Source organism: Pseudomonas brassicacearum (genome assembly GCF_003732225.1).
Taxonomy (GTDB): domain Bacteria; phylum Pseudomonadota; class Gammaproteobacteria; order Pseudomonadales; family Pseudomonadaceae; genus Aquipseudomonas; species Aquipseudomonas brassicacearum_E.
In genome coordinates this window covers 291,989-311,886 of record NZ_MOBJ01000006.1, presented here as the reverse complement: position 1 = coordinate 311,886, position 19,898 = coordinate 291,989, and the positions used below count along the sequence as shown (strand labels likewise).

The 19,898-nt window shown below is 58.5% G+C and carries 14 protein-coding genes; 3 read left to right on the top strand and 11 right to left on the bottom strand.

Translation table 11 applies throughout. The features are described from left to right. Window positions 1-3: 3 nt before the first annotated feature. The 7 genes from BK659_RS08180 to katG all read right to left on the bottom strand — a co-directional run bounded on the left by BK659_RS08180 (window position 4) and on the right by katG (window position 10,488). On the bottom strand, window positions 4-1,368 hold the full coding sequence (locus tag BK659_RS08180) for a TolC family outer membrane protein (protein WP_123424572.1): 1,365 nt from the start codon (window positions 1,366-1,368) through the stop codon (window positions 4-6). Window positions 1,369-1,370: 2 nt separating this feature from the next. Beyond that, on the bottom strand, window positions 1,371-2,687 hold the full coding sequence (locus tag BK659_RS08175; protein ID WP_123424893.1) for an HlyD family type I secretion periplasmic adaptor subunit: 1,317 nt from the start codon (window positions 2,685-2,687) through the stop codon (window positions 1,371-1,373). A gap of 14 nt (window positions 2,688-2,701) precedes the next feature. Then, a complete protein-coding gene (locus tag BK659_RS08170) occupies window positions 2,702-4,492 on the bottom strand; it encodes a type I secretion system permease/ATPase (RefSeq protein ID WP_123424571.1) in 1,791 nt (596 codons plus the stop codon). A 216-nt stretch (window positions 4,493-4,708) separates the two neighbouring features. Next, window positions 4,709-5,095 carry an AprI/Inh family metalloprotease inhibitor gene (locus tag BK659_RS08165; RefSeq protein WP_123424570.1) on the bottom strand — a complete coding sequence of 129 codons (387 nt, stop codon included), beginning with the start codon at window positions 5,093-5,095 and terminating at the stop codon, window positions 4,709-4,711. 103 nt (window positions 5,096-5,198) lie between these two features. Next, window positions 5,199-6,626, bottom strand: coding sequence for a serralysin family metalloprotease (locus BK659_RS08160; protein WP_123424569.1), 1,428 nt, complete (start codon window positions 6,624-6,626; stop codon window positions 5,199-5,201). 678 nt (window positions 6,627-7,304) lie between these two features. After that, window positions 7,305-7,763 (bottom strand): REP-associated tyrosine transposase, encoded by a 459-nt coding sequence (locus tag BK659_RS08155; RefSeq protein WP_123424568.1) that lies wholly within the window; start codon window positions 7,761-7,763, stop codon window positions 7,305-7,307. A gap of 490 nt (window positions 7,764-8,253) precedes the next feature. Next, window positions 8,254-10,488 (bottom strand): catalase/peroxidase HPI, encoded by a 2,235-nt coding sequence (katG, locus tag BK659_RS08150; RefSeq protein WP_185015293.1) that lies wholly within the window; start codon window positions 10,486-10,488, stop codon window positions 8,254-8,256. A gap of 346 nt (window positions 10,489-10,834) precedes the next feature. On the opposite strand from katG, the gene BK659_RS08145 reads away from it, so the two are divergent. Beyond that, window positions 10,835-11,470 (top strand): hypothetical protein, encoded by a 636-nt coding sequence (locus BK659_RS08145; protein WP_123424891.1) that lies wholly within the window; start codon window positions 10,835-10,837, stop codon window positions 11,468-11,470. Here BK659_RS08145 and BK659_RS08140 read toward each other — a convergent pair. Both BK659_RS08140 and BK659_RS08135 read right to left on the bottom strand, forming a co-directional pair. After that, window positions 11,460-12,866 (bottom strand): NAD(P)/FAD-dependent oxidoreductase, encoded by a 1,407-nt coding sequence (locus BK659_RS08140; RefSeq protein WP_123424567.1) that lies wholly within the window; start codon window positions 12,864-12,866, stop codon window positions 11,460-11,462. The genes BK659_RS08145 and BK659_RS08140 overlap by 11 nt on opposite strands. A 50-nt stretch (window positions 12,867-12,916) precedes the next feature. After that, window positions 12,917-13,732: an AraC family transcriptional regulator gene (locus BK659_RS08135; protein WP_123424566.1), complete on the bottom strand. Its 816-nt coding sequence runs from the start codon at window positions 13,730-13,732 to the stop codon at window positions 12,917-12,919. Between the two features lie 472 nt (window positions 13,733-14,204). Here BK659_RS08135 and BK659_RS08130 point away from each other — a divergent pair, with 472 nt between their 5' ends. Next, on the top strand, window positions 14,205-14,480 hold the full coding sequence (locus BK659_RS08130; protein ID WP_123424565.1) for a DUF1652 domain-containing protein: 276 nt from the start codon (window positions 14,205-14,207) through the stop codon (window positions 14,478-14,480). An 81-nt stretch (window positions 14,481-14,561) separates the two neighbouring features. On the opposite strand, the gene BK659_RS08125 is transcribed toward BK659_RS08130, so the two are convergent. Then, the gene (locus BK659_RS08125; RefSeq protein ID WP_123424564.1) at window positions 14,562-17,036 is read right to left on the bottom strand and encodes a UvrD-helicase domain-containing protein; all 2,475 of its coding nucleotides are present in this window, start codon (window positions 17,034-17,036) and stop codon (window positions 14,562-14,564) included. A 276-nt stretch (window positions 17,037-17,312) separates the two neighbouring features. Between BK659_RS08125 and BK659_RS08120 the strand changes: the two genes are divergently transcribed. Beyond that, window positions 17,313-18,008: a pirin family protein gene (locus tag BK659_RS08120; RefSeq protein ID WP_123424563.1), complete on the top strand. Its 696-nt coding sequence runs from the start codon at window positions 17,313-17,315 to the stop codon at window positions 18,006-18,008. Window positions 18,009-18,230: 222 nt separating this feature from the next. On the opposite strand, the gene pgm is transcribed toward BK659_RS08120, so the two are convergent. Continuing rightward, window positions 18,231-19,877 carry a phosphoglucomutase (alpha-D-glucose-1,6-bisphosphate-dependent) gene (gene pgm, locus BK659_RS08115; protein ID WP_123424562.1) on the bottom strand — a complete coding sequence of 549 codons (1,647 nt, stop codon included), beginning with the start codon at window positions 19,875-19,877 and terminating at the stop codon, window positions 18,231-18,233. Window positions 19,878-19,898 lie beyond the last annotated feature (21 nt).

Below are 19,898 nucleotides of genomic sequence, written 5' to 3'. Positions count from 1 at the left end.
TGCTTATCGGGTGGTCTTGCGCGGGCCGAAGGCTTCATCGACCTTGGCCAGGTCCTCTTCACGCAGGTTGCCGGCGTAGTAATGCAACTTGGTCCACGCCATCAAATAGTCATAACGGGCCTGGGCCAGGTCACGGCGCGTGGTGTAGAGCTGCTGTTCGGCATTCAGTGCATCGAGGTTGACCCGCTCGCCGCCGAGGATGCTTTGCTTGGTCGAGACCACCAGCGCTTCGGCCGACGTCAGGGCCTTTTGATAGGCGCGCAGCTTGCTGACACCCGACAGGCAGGCACTGAACTGGCGACGCAGTTCGATCAGGGTTTCGCGGGTTTTCGAGTCCAGATCGTATTCGGCCTGCTCCATCGAACGACTGGCCTGACGAGTCGATGCCGACACCCCGCCACCGGCATACAGCGGTATGGTGACCTCGATACCGATGGTGTTGGTGTCGTAACGCTGGTTGTAGGTGTTGCCGCTTTCCGACTCGTTCTTGCGCGCTGTCGCGTAGGCGTTGACCCTGGGCAAGTGCCCGGCGCGATTGCGCTCCACTTCGAACCGCGCCACTTCAACCGCCTGACGCTGGGAAGCCAGGTTCGGGTTGTTGCTCAGTGCGAGCTCATGCCAGGTGTCGAAATTGGCCGGTTGCAGGGTGAACGACTCAAAGGACTCGCCCAAAGGCTCGAGGTCTTTGATATCAATATCCCGCGTGCCGATCAGCGCCCCCAGCTCACGCAAGGAAGCGTCTTGCTCATCACGAGCCTCAATCTCTTCGGCAGTGGCCAGTTCGTAACGCGATTCCGCTTCGAGAATATCGGTGCGGGTGCCCTCGCCCTGGCGGAACATCTGCTCGTTCTGCCGGAACTGTTCTTCGAAGGCTTTTTTCTTCGCTTGCGCGATGTCGATCTGATCCTGGGCAAACAGCGCCTGGGTGTAATAGGTCAGCACCCGCACCAGCAGTTCCTGGCTCTTGCCGCGAAAGTTTTCATCGGCGAACAGCGATTGCGCCACGCCCTTGCGATACGCCGCGTAGGCCTCGTAGTCGAACAACGGTTGTTGCAGGGTGAAGGTCGAGCCGTAGCTGTCGTAGTTACGGTTTTCGGTCTGGTTGCGGCGGCGCTCGTCCAGGGATGTGGCCTTGGAGTTGTTGCGGCCCTTGTTGTAGTTGTACGACAGTTTTGGCAGCAGGCCGGCGCGACCGATCGTGCGGTTTTCAAGGCCGGCATCACGTTCCTTGATGGCGCCGAGAAATATCGGATCGTTGCGCAGCGCCTGTTCGTAAACCTCGAATGGCCCCATGGCGTGAACGTGGGTACAGACCAGCAATGCTATAGCGGTCCCGAGAATGAAAAGCTTGCTCATACGACGGAACATCCTTATTCCTCGGTCAATGCGGAGCCTGCCCGGTCGAGCAGAGGTTTGAACAGATAGTTGAGGAGTGAGCGTTCACCGGTGCGTACGAACATTTCCGCCGGCATGCCCGGCTTGATCACCAGCCCGTTGAGTTTCTCCATGGCCACATCGCTGACGCTGCTGCGCAGCACGTAGTACGGCACGCCGGTTTTCTCGTCGACCATCTGGTCGGCTGAAATCAGGCTGACTTCGCCTGGTACCCGAGGGGTTTTGCTCTGGTTGAACGCAGTGAACAGGATGTCCACCGGCAAGTGGCTGCCGACCTTGTCGATCAGGTTCACCGGCAGGTGACCTTCAACCTCAAGGTGCGTGCCTTGGGGCACGATCTCCAGCAAGGTTTCACCCGGGCGAATCACTGCGCCTTCGGTGTGCACGCCGAGGCTGACTGCAATGCCGTCGGCCGGCGCGACGATTTCACTTTGTTGCAGATTAAAACCGGCCGAGGTCAGTTGCTGCTCGAGGGTCAGGCTCTTGAGCTGTGCGTCCGCCAACTGGCTGCGTACCTCTTTCTGGTACTCCTCGCTGTGCTGTTGCAACTTCAAGCGCGTTTCAACAATGCCCTGCTCCACTCGCCCGCTTTCGCCGGTGTTCTGCGCCAACTGCTGTTGTACCTGCGAGAGCTGACGCTGGTAATCCATCAACCGGTTGCGCGGGATGTAACCGTTGTCGGCCAAGGGTTGCAGGTTGGTCAGTTGCTGACGCAAGGACTCAGCCTGCGCGGTCAGGTCGGTACGTGCCCGACGCATCCCGGCCAATTGCGCGGTGGCGCCTTCGATGTTGGCGCGCAGCCCGGCCTGTTCGCGATCAAACGCTTCACGGCGGCTGCTGAACAGTTGCCGCTGGCCTTCGAGGACCAACGCCAGACGCGGGTCGGGGTCGTTGCTCAGTTCGGTCGGAAAATTCACCTGTTTGAGGTTGTCACGCTCGCTCTGCCAACGCGCCAGACTGGCCCAGGCCATGCGGTACTGGGCTTGCAAGGATTGCACGTCGGCTTCGACCTGAGTCTGGTCGAGGCGAAACAGCGGCTGGCCTTGCTTCACTGCCTCACCTTCACGTACCAGAATCCGGCTGACCACCCCGCCACTCATCGATTGCACAGCCTTGCGCTTGCCGGACACCACCACCGTGCCCTGCACCGGAATCCCCTGATCGAGAGGCGCCAGGCTGGCCCAGAGAAAAAAACTGCCGGCGCCGACCACGGCGAGAGTCCAGCCCATGCGGGCAAAAAAACCGGCGTCGCGCTCAGGACGCTCCGGTGCGTAACCTTGTTCGATTGTCATGCCGCTGTCCTTGCTCATACACCGCTGCTCTTGGTCGGGGCCTGATACTGGCGGCTCATGCTGAGCCCGGCCGGTGACGCGGGTTTCTCCCGTGGTTGTTCCTGCTGTGCGCCAGACTGCTGTGAGCTAGAGAGTGCCTTGAGCACTTCCTGACTCGGCCCGAAGGCTTGCAGGCGGCCTTCGTTGAGCACCAGCAACTTGTCGGCCTGGGCCAGTGCCGAAGAGCGGTGGGTCACCAGAATCACGCTGGTGCCCTGGGCTTTCATCTGCGCGATCGCACTGGCCAATGCAGCCTCGCCAATGGTGTCGAGGTTCGAATTCGGTTCATCGAGCACCACCAGGCTTGGCCCGCCATACAGTGCTCGGGCCAGGGCCACGCGCTGTTTCTGGCCGCCGGACAAACCGCTGCCATCCTCGCCCAGCAGGGTGTCGTAGCCTTGCGGCAAGCGCAGAATCATCTCGTGCACGCCAGCTTGTTGAGCCGCCTCGACAACCTTCTGCGGGTCGGCTTCGCGAAAGCGCGCGATGTTTTCGGCGACACTGCCACTGAACAGTTCGATGTCCTGTGGCAGATAGCCGATGTAGGGGCCAAGGTCGTCGCGGTTCCAGCGATGGATGTCCGCACCGTCCAGCCGCACAGTGCCGGCCAGGGTCGGCCAGACACCTACCAGCACTCGCGCCAGAGTCGATTTACCGGAGCCGGACGCACCGAGCACGCCCAGCACTTCGCCGGCCCCGAGGTTGAAGTTGACCATGTGCAAGGTCGCCGTGCGTTGCCCCGGCGGGCCGGCGCTGACCTGCTCGAAGGTTACCTGGCCCTTGGGCGCGGGCAACTCCATGGCGCCGTCGCTCGGCGGGAATTCCTGCAGCAAGGCATCCAGGCGCCGATACGCCAGCTTCGCCCCGCTCCATTGCTTCCAGACGGCAATCAACTGATCGATCGGGCTCAGCACCCGTCCCATCAGGATCGAGCCGGCGATCATCATCCCGGCGGTCATCTCGCCCTTGATCACCAACAGTGCACCGAGCCCCAGCACCAACGATTGCAGGCATAGACGCAGGGTTTTACTCAGGGAACTGATGACCGCGCCGGTATCGCTGGCCTGATTCTGCAAGCCCAGAAAGCGCGAATGCACCTGAAACCAGCGCTTGCGCAGCGCCCCGAGCATGCCCATCGCCTGGATGGTCTCGGCATTGTGCAGGTGACTGGTGGCCAGTTGCGTGGACCGTTGCGAGTAACCGCCAGCTTCACCCAAAGGCTTTTTGGTCATCGCCTCATTGAGAAACGCCAAACCGATCAACAACATTGCGCCGACGGTAGCGAACACCCCAAGCCAGACGTTGAACAGATAGATCACGAACAGGTAGACCGGAAACCACGGTGCATCGAAGAACGCGAACAACGCAGGTCCCGTGACGAATTGGCGAATGTGGGTCAGGTCGCCCAACGACTGGCCGGCGTTGCCCTCGCCCTTGAACAGGTTGCGCTCGAACGCGGCCTGATAGACCCGCAGATTGAAACGTCGCTCCAGTTGGCTGCCGATACGAATCACGATGAAGCTGCGCACGGTTTCCAGCAAACCGATAAACACAAAAAAGCCCACCACCATCAACGACAGCATGGCCAGAGTGGTTTCATTCTGCGACGACAGTACCCGGTCATAGACCTGGAGCATGTAAATCGACGGCACTAACATCAGTACGTTAATCAGTGCGGTGAAACAACCAACGCTGATCAGAATACTTTTATAGTCGCCCAGCGCCTTCAATAGCGGTGCAGTGGGAGTGGTCTTCGCCATTCTCATTGATCTTCCCTGAGCTGATAGCCCGCGCGGTAGTTCGACACGGTTCCAATAAACTGCCCCCACGCTGGCGGGGGTTACTTTTAATAATGCAACTGGCAGGCGAACGAACCCTATGTCATGACGATATAGAGTTCAGGTTATTTAGCTGCCAGCGGAAAACTGTGGGTGAATCCTTATTTCCGTGACGGGAAAAGATTCGGCTTACCGCCCTGCCCTTTAGTGTGGCGCGCGTTGCAAAACAATCTGTGGATCAGAGTGTTTGGTACTTTGGTAGCGTCCTTCCTGCTGTCGGCCAAGATGAATAACTCTTGAACCTTCTTTACCGGTCAGTGATATACCGTCAGGTTCCGGAAACCAACCGATGGGTGTTTCACTCAGCCAACCGGCGAGGCATTCAATATCGCCAGCCAATGTTTGATTCTGCTCAAGTTTCAGTGCACAGATGTTCTGTGGGGCAGACTTCAGGTAAACCTGCCACTCCCCGGCCAGTTCTGACGGGTCCGCTAATCTCAGGCTGCTTGCCATGGCTATATCTCCAGAAAACATCATCAGCGTGGCGATCAGCCAAGCCATTGCCCTGTAGGTAAAGGCGTTATGGGTCATAAGGTGTTTCGTCCCAGGTTGTAGCCTGTACAGCCTCGCCTACCGCAGCGGTGCTGGCAAGGACAAAGGGCAGCGCATCGGCGCTGCCCCCATGGTCATCGACTCAGGCCACGATGTCCGTGGTAGCTGCCTGGCCAACGGTGGTGACCAGGAAGTCAGCCACGCCGTGCCCGGAGAAGTCGATGGCAAGGCTGCTGCCACCGGAGATCGAGCTCAATACCGCGTCGCCCGCTGCACCGGTGAACGAGTTCACGAAGTGCAGGCCTGCGCCATTGGTAATGGCACTCAGGTCGATTTTGTCCAGACCGCTGGTGAAATCCATGATCTGATCGACCGCCCCCGGCTTGGAGTCGGAGCTTGCTGCAAACACGAAGGTGTCGGAACCGCTGCCACCCCAGAGTTTGTCCGCGCCACCCGCACCGTAGAGGATGTCGTTGCCGGCACCGCCCTTGAGCTCGTTGGCCACGCTGTTACCGATCAGCAAGTCGTTGCCCGAACCGCCGATGGCGTTCTCGATGGTCACACCCTTGGCAATGGAAACGTTGCCTACCATGCCACCAACATCGGAGAACGAGGCCTCATTGAGGTTGATCTTCTGGTTTTGGGTGAAACCGGAGAAGTCCAGGGTGTCCTTGCCGCCCGCGTCCCACACCGAGAACACGACTTTGTCCGACGACGAGGTCGCGCTGTAGAAATCGCGACCGGCGTTGGAGTTGAAGCCGTACGTGGTGTCACCGGTACGGGTGCTCATGTTGGCGCCATAGAGCTTTTGCACCGCAGCAATATCGTCCATCAACGGACCGGACGAATAAGCCTCCACACCGCCCTTGCTGAAGTTCTGGTTGGTGTTGCTTTCACTCCAGTAACTCATGAGGCTGTAGCCACGAGTGTCCTGGCCATAGGACGCGTCGTTGTAGGTCGGGTTGCCTTCGCCGGCGTTGTAGTCGCCAGGGTGAGACAGACCTAGGGTGTGCCCGATTTCGTGAGTCAGGGTCTGACGACCGTAGTTGTTCACGCCCGGGGTCTTGTTGACGTTGTAGCCACTGCCGGTCAGGTACCACGATTGGCCGTCATAGCCGGGTTCGGTACCCGGCAGGAAGGCGAATGCTGCTGCACCTTCCTGGCCGCCACTGTAGTTGCCAAAGGTCATGTGACCGTCACCGCCCTTGGCTGCTTCAGTGAAGGTGACATTGGCCACGTCCGCCCAGGATTGCATGGCGAGCCCGGCCTGAGCCTTCTGCAAGGAGCTGAACTGGCTAAAGCCGGTGACACCCAGGCCGCTGAAGTTCGACGTCGGGGCGGTCAGAAACGTGTAGGTGAGTTCGATCTTGCCGCTGCCGTTGAGATCATGCCAGGAGGCACCATCACGCAGCAGTTGAGTCGCGGCTTGATCTACCGAGTAGGAGGGTTTGCCATTGACCGTAAGATTGCCGCCACGGTCATACTGATGGCTGAAACTATCGATTTGTGACCACGCAGAACTTGGTGCTGCGTCGGCCGTTTCAATAGCTTTCACTTTTACTTTCGACATAAACACACTTCCTTGTTTAGCAATGGAACAGTTTTTTTGTCAGACAGCGACAATCTCTGGCGAGATCGTCCTATCACTCGCCCAATGAAGGCGAAAGAAAACTGACACAATTTGAAATCAAACGTCCACTACTTTTTTGACGTCAAATTGAACTATTCCACAAAACTCCCGAAAACAATGACCGGCGAGTCGAAATAATCTTTGTAGTTCAATCTCCAGACAGGATTGTCGGACAATGCTCTATTTAAATATTAAATAACAGTACAGTTGTATTTGATTACTACGTCGCAGTATTACTGGCTTTGCGCCATCCAGTTGTAGTCCCCAAAGCGCGCAATAAATATTCGGGGTCAAGTGCACTAATCTGACGACCGTCGTCGCTTCGCATATTCTCACCCGCCAACAACGCCAGCTGCTACAAAACCCACGGCGCACACAACTCCCGTAGCAGTTGCCGAAGGCGACGTCCGGCTGCGCAGCAGTCGTAAAACCAGACCCTGCGGTGTGTCAGATTCACCAAGCCATCAGCATTTACGAGCGCTCCGCACTCGAACGCAGGCTGCGCCAGCTGCTACAAAAGCCACGGCGCAACAAAAACCACGGCGCACACAACCCCCGTAGCAGTTGTCGAAGGCGACGTCCGGCTGCACAGCAGTCGTAAAACCGGGCGCCTCGGTATCAGAACCAGCACGCGTCCCATAACGGATAATCATGAACCCGTTCAACCAACCCGGCACGAATCGGGTTTTGAATAACGTATCGCGCAAGGGTTTGCACGTCCTCGTCCTTACGAACAGCTCGATCGTGATACCCCTTCTGCCACAAACGTCCTTTACGCCCTAACGCCTGATTCACCGCCAGGCTACTGCGTGACTTGATACGACACATCACTCGCGCCAACGTCTTTTCTCGCAGTTCAAGCAAGCAATGAAAATGATCTGGCATCACGACCCAGGTCAAGAAGTCTGCCCAGTCATCCTCCTGAACGAGCCTAAGCTGCTCCACTACCAACCGCCCCAGACGCCAATTCGCAAAAACCGGCTGGCGCTGATGGACGACCGCAGTCAGCAAGTAAATCCGCCCAGCCTCCGACACCCGTCCCTTACGCAATCGTCCAGCATTCGTTGAAACAGGCATTCCTTGCCCCTCATCCATTCAAAGGAGGCGCAGAACTTACAACGTTAACGACATTCAGGCTGGCGCAATGCTCAACCAGATGTAACCCCTCAACGCCCCCGTCCGAATCTTGTTCCACAACCGTGTGCGGACCCGGTCGATGTTCGGTGCCCTGTCTTCAAGGGTGAACAGCCGCCCCGCCCCGATGAGCCAGACGGGACGGTCGGGTTTAGAGGTCTTGAATGACAGGTATAGCCAGGTTGTTTCTTATTTCGAAATAGACCTTCAGGAATATCCTGACCATCAAAGTCCACTGGCCGACCGGTCACCAAGCCCGGCGTCTTTGGGCGAGCAAAAAGCCCAACGCCTCCACACAGGGAGGCGTTGCGGTTTTTTCAGAAACACCGAATGGAATATGACGCCTCTACTCTTGGCAACCTCCCTGGAGCCCCCGAACCTGAGCGATCAGGTCGAGGTGGCCCACTTCAAGACCCGGGGTCCAACGCTCGCGTCACCTGAGGTCGAAGCGGTCAAGGTTCATCACCTTGGTCCAAGCTGCCACGAAGTCCTTCACGAACTTCTCCTGCGCGTCGCTGCTTGCATAGACTTCGGCCAAGGCCCGCAGCTGCGCGTTTGAGCCGAAGACGAGATCGACACGAGTGCCTGTCCATTTGAGGTCGCCGGTTTTGCGATCGCGTCCTTCAAACTCTTCATTGGCGTCCGAGACCGGCTTCCATTCCACGCCCATGTCGAGCAGGTTGATGAAGAAGTCATTGGTCAACGCTTCAGATCGCTTGCTGAAGACCCCGTGCGGGGTTTGTCCGACGTTGGTGTTCAACACGCGCATGCCGCCAATGAGCACCGTCATTTCTGGTGCGGTGAGTGTCAGTAGTTGCGCCTTGTCGATCAGTAACGCCTCGGCCGGTACGCGGTATTTGCTCTTGAGGTAATTGCGGAAGCCATCGGCGATGGGTTCCAGAAATCCGAAGGATTCCACATCCGTCTGCTCTTGGCTCGCGTCCATCCGCCCCGGAGTGAAAGGCACCGTTATGGTGTGACCGGCATTTTTCGCCGCCTGTTCGACACCAGCGCTACCGGCCAGCACGATCAGGTCCGCCAGCGAGATCTTCTTGCCGCCAGTCTGCGCGCTGTTGAACTCGCTCTGGATTTTCTCGAGGGTCGCCAGCACGTTCGTCAGTTTCTCGGGTTGGTTGGCCGGCCAGTCCTTCTGCGGGGCCAGGCGCAGGCGCCCACCGTTGGCGCCACCACGCTTGTCGGAGCCACGGAAGGTGGAAGCCGCCGCCCAGGCAGTTGATACAAGTTGCGAGATTGTCAGGCCACAGGACTGGAGCTTGCTCTTGAGTGAGGCGATGTCGCTGTCGTTGACCAGTGCGTGGTCGACCGCCGGGATAGGGTCTTGCCACAGGAGTTTTTCGTTGGGCATTTCCGGGCCCAGGTAGCGCGAGAGCGGTCCCATGTCGCGGTGGATCAGCTTGAACCAGGCACGGGCGAACGCGTCGGCCAACTGATCCGGATTTGCCAGGAAGCGCCGTGAAATGGGTTCATAGATCGGATCGAATCGCAGTGACAGGTCCGTGGTCAACATGGTCGGATTACGCCGCTTGGACGGGTCGTGAGCATCTGGAATGATGCCCGCGCCAGCGCCGTTTTTCGCCGTCCACTGGTTCGCACCTGCCGGGCTCTTGGTCAGTTCCCACTCGAAACCGAACAGGTTCTCCAGGTAGTTGTTGCTCCACTTCGTGGGCGTGGTGGTCCAGGTCACCTCCAGGCCACTGGCGATGGTGTCGCCACCTTTTCCGCTGCCGAAGCTGCTCTTCCAGCCCAGGCCCTGCTGTTCGAGGCCAGCGGCTTCGGGGTCGGCGCCCACATTGGTTACAGGCCCGGCGCCGTGGGTTTTGCCGAAGGCGTGGCCGCCGGCGATCAGTGCCACGGTTTCTTCGTCATTCATCGCCATGCGAGCGAAGGTTTCGCGGATATCCACCGCAGCAGCGACCGGGTCCGGGTTGCCCTCCGGGCCTTCCGGGTTGACGTAGATCAGGCCCATTTGCACCGCAGCGAGCGGTTTCTCCAGGTTGCGCTCCTGGACAGTAGGGCTCTCATCTTTGCCATAGCGCACGTCGCCCCCCAGCCAGGTTTTTTCGGAGCCCCAGTAGACGTCCTCATCCGGTCCCCAGACGTCCGGACGACCTCCGGAAAAACCAAAGGTCTTGAAGCCCATGGACTCCAGCGCGACGTTGCCGGTGAGGACGATCAGATCGGCCCAGGAGATGTTACGACCATACTTTTGCTTGATCGGCCAGAGCAGTCGGCGCGCCTTGTCGAGGCTGACGTTATCCGGCCAACTGTTGAGCGGCGCGAAGCGTTGCTGACCGGAGCCGGCACCACCACGCCCGTCACCGGTACGGTACGTGCCTGCGGCGTGCCAGGCCATGCGAATAAAGAACGGCCCATAGTGACCGAAGTCCGCAGGCCACCAGTCTTGCGAATCGGTCATCAGCGCATGCAGGTCTTTCTTGAGCGCCGCAAAGTCCAGCTTTTTGAACGCTTCGGCGTAGTTGAAGCCCTCGTCCATGGGATCGGACAGGGACGAGTGCTGGTGCAGGATCTTCAGATTCAGTTGGTTTGGCCACCAGTCGCGGTTCGACGGGCCACCACCCGCGGCGGCGTGATTGAACGGGCATTTCGATTCAGTTGCCATGTGTGAGCTACCTTTGGTCGTGTTCATCCGGCTATCCGGCCCGGGATGGGCGTTAGATAGCAACGAGCGAGATCAATGACATAGGCTGCAGGGCCAACCGTTCGATCAATTGATCGTCATGGTCACACGGGCAATCCGGATAGCGGCAATCGAGTTGCCAGCACGGTGGCCCACGGCAAGCCTAGTACGCTTCTGACTTATTCGTATCTCTTATCAGGTCTCAACCGGCCAGTTTTCACCAGCGCAGCGTTAAGGTTAGCCCCCTATAAAGCAGTCAGCTAATAGGTGGCGTATCAGGTCCTGATAGGCCTAGTCTTTTACCTGACACCGAGGGATGGAATAGACCTGATACGTGACATACGAGGACCAGACCATGAATAAGCGCCAGCGCCGCACGGCCGTCCACGAAGCTGGCCACGCCCTGGCCTTTTGGTGGAATGGTCAGCACATAGAGCGCGTCACTGTGCGCACCAGGACAGAAGCCTGCACCGGCCCAATGATTGATCTGCGCGGCAACCCGCAAAACGTAGAGGGGTTGGTTGAGGCTGATTACCTGGTTCCGCACCCATCCTTCGACGCCCCCGGGATTGCTGAATACCTGCCCTCTATGGTCGATTCTATTGAGCGCGACCTTCTCGATTGCTTCGCCGGCCCCGTGGCCGAAGCAGTCTACGGGCACACCAGATCGGACAAATTCATTTGGGGCAGCGGCAGTGGGGACCGGTGCCGGGGTTACGAATTGATAAGTTTGCTGCCTGCACGAAAGCTGCTCGACGCCGAATCCCAGGCAATCGCCCGCTCCAGCTGTCTGGTGCGTCGTTACTGGCGCGCTGTCACCGCTGTGGCGGACCTTTTACAAGAGCACGGCACGGTTAACGGGGAAGCTATAACAGCGCTGCTGTGCGAAGTCACCGGGGAGTCACCTACGCGGCTCACTAATGACCTGGCAACCCTCGACACGCGACGCAAAGCGCATCGCCGGCTTCTATGTGCAGGGTTTACTGCATGAAGCCTTCCATGAAACCCGCCAGCTGACGGGCCAGTTTGCGGCGCCATGGCGCGCTGGTCGGGTCGGCCAGGGTTTGGTCCTCATGGATGAAACTACGAATGATTGCGTTGTAGCCCAACCAGCGCAGCGGCTCTGGCTCCCAGGCTTTGAGCGCATCGAGACTGCCCTGCGCGGTAACCCACGGCTGACGGACCAACTCGGTGTCGCGCCCGAGAATCAGATCCGCCAGGGTTCTGCCACCGAGATTGCTCGCGCCGACACCCTCGCCGCCGTAACCACCAGACAAGGCGATACCGCTGCGCTGATCGCAGAGCATGTGCGGCTTGAAGCGTCGGGACATGCCCAGGTTGCCGCCCCAGGAGTGGGTGATGTTGACGTTTTTCAGCTGCGGAAAAAGCTCGCCAAACAGATAGCGGCGCAACTCGACTTCACTCTGGGTCAGGTCAAAGTCGTGGCGCAGCTTGCCGGCAAACTGATAGCCGCCACGGGCACCGAACACCAGCCGATTGTCAGCCGTGCGTTGACCGTAAGTGACCTGACGACTGCTTTCGCTGAACGCCTGGCCACGGCTGAGGCCAATCTCGTCCCAGGTCGCGGCAGACAAGGGTTCGGTCGCCACCAGCAAGCTCTGCACTGGCAACTGATAACGCCCCAACGGCGCCAACGTCACGGCGTAGCCTTCCACGGCCGGCACGATCCAACGACTGCGCACTGACGCTTTGGCGGTGCACAAACTGCCGGACTGCCACTGAGTGACCGGGCTGTTTTCGTAGATGTTGACGCCCATGTGCTCCACCGTCCGCGCCAGGCCACGCACCAGCTTTGCCGGCTGGATAGTCGCGCAGTGCGGCGCAAAGATTGCGCCATAGGGTTTGGCGACACGGATCTGTTGAGCGAGTTGCTCGGGGTTGAGCCAGCGATAATCGGCTTCGTTCAGGCCCTGACGGTAGAGTGAGTCCAGATAACGACGCAGGCTGCTTTCCTGCTCGGGATAACGCGCCGCGCAGTAAAGCACCCCGCCCATGCGAAAATCGCAGTCGATGCCTTCGCGTTCGAGGACGACTTCCACTTCATCAGGAATGCGGTGCAGCAAATCAAAGGAAGCGCGGCGCCGTTCGGCCGGCAAATCTGCGAGTAAACGGTCTTCGCCCAGCAGATTGCCCATCAACCAACCGCCATTGCGGCCCGATGCACCGAAGCCGGCGGTCTGGGCTTCAATGATGACAATCTTCAGGTCTGGCGCCTGGCGCTTGAGGTAGTAAGCGGTCCAGAGGCCGGTGTAGCCGGCGCCGATGATTGCGACGTCGACGTCCAGGTCCTGCTCAAGGGACGGCCGCGCCAGCAACGGCTCCTCAAGCTGGTCCATCCACAAACTGATAGTGCGCCACGCCGACATGCAAGACTCCGCCACTCAAACTTCGATGGCGTCGATCCTAGTGCGTCGGTTCAGTGGTTGTCTTGCGCGCGTGCACGCAAAGAAATTTGCTTGGCATAGGCCTTGGGTGACAGGCCGGTGTGCCGGCGAAAGCAGCTATAGAACGCTGAGAGCGAGTTGAAACCGGCGGCGAACGCCAACTCGTCGATGCGCAGCGGCGGCGTTGCTGTGTCCAGCGCCGCCAGCAAGTGCCGCAGGCGTGCCTGATTCACGTAACGGTAAAAGCTTTGGCCGAGTACCTGGTTCAGCAGATAGGAAATCTGATTGCGGCTGTAACCACACTCCTTCGCCACCCGTTGCAGATCAAGCTCTGGGTCGAGATAAGGTTGCTGGCGTTCGAAGTACTGCTGCAAGTCCTCGGCCATGAAACTCAGCTGACGCGGCGAAAGCCCCAGCCGACTGACTGCCGGGCGCAAACTGACCGCCGATTTACCGGGCGCCGGTTCGTGCACCAGGGATGCGTATTCATTGACCCGCCAGATCAACCCGTCGCGCACGGTAATCGCCTCACTGGAGCGAAACGACACCAGCCCTTCGCCTCCGCGCAAGGTCACACGGTACTGAATGAACGCGGTGTTGCCGTCCAGGCGAATCCGGTCCGAATGCTCCAGCGCCTCATCCGGGTCACGCGGCATGCTGCTGCGCACATACTCACGCAGTTCGCTCAAGCCGAGGACGCGGTTCTGGAAAAAATCGTTGTACTGGATGTCCGGGTGATACAGCGCCATGACGCCGTCCAGGTCCCGGTGCTTCCAGCACAAGTGATAACGCAGCACGGTCTCGCCGGTGGCCTGGGTTTGCAGCGGGCCATCATCATGGGCAGACATAGGGCACTCGACGACAGAAAAACCGAGCTTGCCGAACTTCGGCCAAGGCTTCAATGCTCAATTCAACCGCCAGTGGTGCCTTGCCTAATGCCAATCAGTTAAACGAACACAAGGTTCGAAACAACAAAGATCGAATAATGTGGGAGCGAGCTTGCTCGCGATGGCGGCTTTACATTCGACATCAATGTTGACTGTCACACCGCTATCGCGAGCAAGCTCGCTCCCACACTAGACTTGCTTCGTTTTACGGAAGGTACTTCCTTAACAGACTGGCATTAAGCGCTCTGCCCGGTGATAAACAGAACATGATCCAGCTCAAGGAAAGCGCTTCAATCGCCGAACGGTCTGAAAGATTTCACGGACTTTTCACGGGTGAGTGCTATTTTTAAACACTCAAACGGTTGGGCCAGTGAAGGCTCTTCCCTCCTAACACGGGCTAACGGACGCGCTCGATGAAGAAGGTGGGCAACGCATGAATAGAGTGTCGTTGAGCAAGGTTACGTTTCCGAACGCCTGCCAGCTGATGCGCTGGCATTTTCATCCCATGGGATTCGAGGCGAGCATGGATGCACCGGGCAGCATGATTGCCCGACTGTTTGATCGTGCCAGTGGCGAGACCATGATCGCCATTGCCGGAATTCCCTGCGCCACCGTGATGAACGCCACCGATGTCGAGCGGATAATCGAAGCGGTGGAAGATGAACTTGAAACCTTCGTTCCTCCTCTTGCCTTCAGAAGGCTTGCCTGAACCGCCACCGTTGACATCAAAGCCCACATTCAGTGGGCTTTTTCATGTTCGAAAGTACTCCTGATTCCTGCGCCATCCTGTTCAGACTGAAAGCTTTCCGGCGCGCTGATCGGCGAAGAACGGTTTGCCCTGCGCGATCCTGTCGGACGCCTTGGGCATATTGACCGATTGATTGTCCTGACCATCGACATACCAATAGCAATGCTTCACTGCTCGGGTGATGCCGACATAGGCCAACCGCAAAATCTCGTCTTTCTGTGCACTGTCATAAGGTTCCGCATCACCATCCTTACCCAATCCGGCCATGCGATAGACCTGATTCTTGTACGGTGAACTGGTCAGATGCTGGCAATCACCGAGCAGGAATACTGCGTCAGCCTGCAGCCCCTTGGCACTGTGATAGGTCAACTGTTTGAGCCGTCTAGCCTCGAATGGCAAGCTAGAATCCGCATTAACTACAGGTGAAATATGCTCTTCAATCAACGACTTATCGATACTTTTTCGATACAACATCAAGATTGAATCGCCGTTTCGATAATGCTCCGTCAGACGCCTGGCCATCGCCGCATCATCCCGATCATGGATGTTGACTGGCAACAGTTCCCCTGGCTCGCCACTGGCCTTGGCTTTTTTGCCCGGGATTGCCGGCGCCGCGCGCACGATATGCTCGGCAGCGTCGATAATGTGCTGATGGCTGCGGTAGTTTTCGCTGAGCATTACCCGTGTGGTGCTGGGCGACGGGAATTCCTTGTTGAACTCCATGAAGTACTTCGGCGAACTGCCACGCCAGCCATAGATCGATTGCCAGTCATCACCGACGCACAGCAGCGAAGAGCGCTGAGCCCCACGCCCTACATGCATGGCCGGACCACGGCTACGGATCTCCCCCAGCGTCGCCCGAATCCAGGAGACGATTTGCGGGGAAACGTCCTGAAATTCGTCGATCATCAGATGCGACATCGGGCGCAGCAACTCATCGCTCAGCAGCTTGAGGTTTTCCGGCGAATGTTCGCTGAACAAGGCAAACATGCGGTTGTAAGTCATCACCGGCGGCGACTGATCCAGCAGGTGATCCTCCAGGGCTCGCCAGTACAGGCTGAGGGCCTCAAAGAACAAGCGATCCGGATCGTCCTTGGCGAAACTCATCTGGCCCACGGCAGCCGGAACATCCAGCCCAAGGTTTTCGATAAAGCTGGCCGCCGCGACAAAACAATCCAGAAGTGGCGCAGAACCCAGTTCGCCCTTGACCTTGTAATCGAACCCCGGCCCAGCGCTGGCATCCCCCGCCAGTGTGGCCAAAACGCGCTTTGAAGACTCATAGCTATCTAGCCAAATCAAAGGCTTACGACAGAAAGCTTGAAACAGGGTGCGCTTGACTGCCCATTCGGCGCGAACCGTCAGTTTGGCGTTGGGGCGGCTGACCTGTGGGTTTTCACGGGGATCGAAGCCTAGTACCACCCAGGCGTCGAGCGTCGGGATGTAACCGTGACAGTGGAAGGTCGAACCGTTGATCTCGAATGTCTGGCGGCTGGGCTCAATGCCCTTGATCGGCCAGGCGCCCGCGCGAAACCACAGATCTTCGATGGCATCGCAGAGTTCTTCATCACGCTTGGCCGCCAGCTCGGTCACCGCCATACGCTTTTGCACGTCCGGGTGATCGCGCTCCAGCTCCTTGAGCTGCAAGGCATGGCGCGACAGCGGCTTGATCAGTTCGCGAAAGCGCTCGTCTTGAGTAAACAACCGGTGAAAACAGGCATTGAGCTGCTGGCGCTGGGTGTCGTTGATCCGCAGATCGAACGGGTTGCTGTCGACCTCGGCGTCATCGAGCAGCGAGCGGGCATTGAGGTTCTCGAAGGCTTGCAACCGTTCGAACCCCGGCAGGCTGCGGACCATCGGCAGAATGCGCGAATGGAAGGTTCGCACCAGATCGCGGGCGTCTTTCTGAGGGAGTGTGCGCCCCCACACCGCAAACAGCCCAATCAGCTTGTTGATAAAGTCCTTGCGGGATTCGCGGGTGAACGTCACCACGGTCAACGAGTCGAGTTCAAACCCCAGGTAATGCACCAGCAACAGAATGCGCAGCGCCAGGGTCGTCGACTTCCCGGCACCCGCCCCGGCAATCACCGAGGTCGAGGGCGTGTCGCTGAAGATCATCTTCCACTGTGCGACGCTGGGCTGCGCCGACTCTGGCAACAAACGGGCGACATCGGCCTTCACGCGTTTCTTGATGTCAGCACTGAGCGGCAGCCGCCAGTCGTCGAACAGGTTTTCATCGATACGCGGCGCCGGATGCTCGGTGGATCGGCTGTCGCGAATCAGCAGCACCTGGCGGCCTTCTTCTATCCCTTCCAGCTTGCCTTCCTTATAGCCGTAATCCACGCCCGCGCTATGACCGCTACGAAAGCCGTCGGCCTGGCCGTGCAGCCAGGACGCCCGGTGTTGAGCGCGCAGACGAGTGAGGCCGTGGCCAAAAAAACGCGCGGCCAGGCGTTTGAGCAACGGCATCTCGGCCAGGGGCAAAAGCTCGGAAGGAAGATCGGGATTGTGTCGCGGCACGCTGACTCCAGGGTGTGAGGCTGTTGCAGGCTATGGTGTCTGCATTTGCCGGCGAGTTCTAGTCAAATGCTTATCCATCATTGGTTTAAGCGATGAAGTGAATGCTGAAACGCAGAATCCAGCCTTCAATTAATATCTACTAAACTGATTGAATTGAGGCAGTTTTTACGCTTTTTATCGATTGTTAACTGATAGATGATGCTCCCCAACAACCACCGGTTCTCGTTTTGCGGCTCAAGCGTTCTGCCCCATGACGAACCTTTTCAGGAGACGATCATGCTTGAACTCAGACCCTTCAATTCCCTGGGCGGCGCCCATCATGGCTGGTTGGATGCCCATCACCACTTTTCGTTCGCCGAGTACCATGACCCAAAACGCATGAACTGGGGCAACCTGCGGGTGTGGAACGACGATGTGATTGCGCCGGGTACCGGTTTCCCGAAACACCCGCATCGGGACATGGAAATCATCACCTACGTTCGCGAAGGTGCGATCAGCCATGAAGACAACCTGGGTAACAAGGGCCGCACCGAAGCCGGTGATGTACAGGTCATGAGCGCCGGCACCGGGATTGCTCACAGCGAGTACAACCTGGAATCGACGGCGACGAAGATTTTCCAGATCTGGATCATCCCGAATGAAACCGGGTTGGCACCGTCCTGGGGCGCCAAACCGTTTCCTGAAGGTCAGCGCGAAGGTTTCGTGACCCTGGCCAGCGGCAAGGCCGGCGACGACCAAAGCCTGCGGATCCGTGCCGATGCGCGGTTGGTAGCGGCAAATCTGAAGGCCGGCGAAACCGCCGAGTATCGACTGGATAACGGTCGTCGGGCGTACCTGGTGCCTGCCACCGGAGTCATTGAAGTCAATGGCTTACGTGCACAAGCTCGAGACGGTGTAGCGGTTGCGCAGGAGCAGCTTCTGCGAGTCACAGCGATAGAAGACAGTGAAATCGTGTTGGTGGACCTGGCTTGATGCGCTAAAAGCCGGATGCAAAAAGGGGTGACCATTTTGGTCACCCCTTTTTTTGTTTGCCACCGCCCCCTGGCGCACACCACACCTCGTAGGAGCCGCCGCAGACTGCGATCTGTTGATCTTGATCGCCACAATCAAAAGATCGCAGCCTGCGGCAGCTCCTACGAGGATTCAAGATCCAAGGTTCAAGATCCAAGGTCCAGGCAGGTTGGCGTTACGCCCTTATTTCGCGCTGATTGCGCTATCCACCAGTGTCTGAGCTTCGCTGACCAATTGCTTGAGGTGATCGTCGCCAATGAAACTTTCGGCGTAAATCTTGTAGATGTCCTCAGTGCCCGAAGGACGGGCCGCGAACCAGCCGTTTTCGGTCATGACTTTCAAGCCGCCGATCGCCTGATCATTACCCGGCGCCTTGCTGAGAATGCTCTGGATCGCTTCGCCAGCCAATTGCGTCGACTTGACCTGATCCGGCGACAGCTTGCCAAGCAAGGCTTTCTGCTCAGGGTTGGCCTTGGCGTCGACACGTACCGAGAACGGTTCACCCAGCTCATCGGTCAATGCGCGATAAGCCTGGCTTGGGTCACGACCGGTGCGAGCGGTCATTTCAGCCGCCAGCAAGGCTGGAATCAAGCCGTCCTTGTCAGTGCACCAGACGCCGCCATCCTTACGCAGGAACGAAGCACCGGCACTTTCTTCGCCACCAAAACCCAGCGAGCCGTCGAACAAGCCGTCGGCGAACCATTTGAAACCGACCGGCACTTCGTACAGACGACGATTCAGGCGCTTGGCAACGCGATCGATCAAGCCACTGCTGACCACGGTTTTACCCACGGCCGCATCGGCGCGCCATTGCGGGCGGTTCTGGAACAGATAGTCGATGGACACAGCCAGGTAATTATTCGGCGCCAGCAAGCCACCGGACGGGGTAACAATACCGTGACGATCGTGGTCCGGGTCGCAGGCAAACGCCACGTCGAAACGCTCTTTCAGGCCGATCAGGCCCTGCATGGCATAGCTGGACGATGGGTCCATGCGAATCTGCCCGTCCCAGTCGACGGACATGAAACGGAACGTTGGATCGACCTGGGTGTTCACCACATCAAGGTTCAGACGGTAATGCTCGGCAATCGCCGACCAGTAGCGCACCCCTGCTCCGCCCAACGGATCTACGCCCAGACGCAGGTTGGCGCCACGAATGGCATCGAAGTCGATCACGTTGACCAGATCGGCGACGTAAGTATTGAGATAGTCGTGGCGATGGGTGGTGCTGGCCTTGAGGGCCTGCTCGTAGCTGATGCGTTTGACACCGGCGAGCTTGTTGGCCAGCAACTCGTTGGCCTTGGCCTCGATCCACTTGGTGATGTGGGTATCGGCCGGGCCACCGTTGGTAGGGTTGTACTTGTAACCGCCGCTTTGCGGCGGGTTGTGGGACGGCGTGATGACGATGCCGTCCGCCAGCCCCGAGGTGCGGCCGCGGTTGTAGCAAAGAATGGCGTGGGAGATGGCCGGAGTCGGCGTGTACTCATCGCCTTCAGCAATCATCACCGTTACGCCATTGGCGGCCAGGACTTCCAGTGCACTGGCGCCGGCCGGCGTCGATAGCGCGTGAGTATCAATGCCGACAAACAACGGACCGTCAATGCCCTGGGCTTCGCGATACAGGCAGATAGCCTGGCTGATGGCCAGAACGTGCCATTCGTTGAAACTCAGCTCGAAGGAGCTGCCACGGTGACCTGAAGTACCGAACGCAACGCGTTGGGTAGCGATCGAGGCATCGGGCTGACCGGTGTAATAGGCCGTTACCAGTCGCGGGATGTCGACCAACAATTCTGCTGGTGCCGGTTTGCCCGCAAAAGGACTGAGTGTCATGCAAAACCTCTGAAGAAAGAG